Origin of the sequence: Photorhabdus sp. RM71S, assembly GCF_042879355.1 — a bacterium.
Taxonomy (GTDB): domain Bacteria; phylum Pseudomonadota; class Gammaproteobacteria; order Enterobacterales; family Enterobacteriaceae; genus Photorhabdus; species Photorhabdus kayaii.
The window spans coordinates 1-220 of sequence record NZ_JBHFKV010000359.1 but is presented as its reverse complement, the minus strand read 5'-3'; the positions used below and the strand labels follow the sequence as shown (position 1 = coordinate 220).

Here is a 220-nt window from a genome sequence, read left to right as displayed (position 1 = left end):
TTCGGTCAGTTGTGTATAGGCCATAGTGCATTTTCCTTTGGCGAGAAAGATGCCTACTATAGCAACTGACCGCCCTTCTGAAAAATTGCACTTATTAGTCGAATCTGCCACCCAAATTTACTTTGCTCACCCTTATTCGCCTTGGGAAAGAGGGATCAATGAGAATATCAATGGGTTAATCAGACAATACTTTCCAAAGGAAACCGATTTTAATGAAATC

At 40.5% G+C, this 220-nt stretch carries 1 pseudogene; it reads left to right on the top strand.

The window, feature by feature from the left end:
* Positions 1-115 precede the first annotated feature (115 nt).
* Positions 116-220: pseudogene (locus ACGF5R_RS25215) on the top strand (IS30 family transposase); the annotation flags it as partial.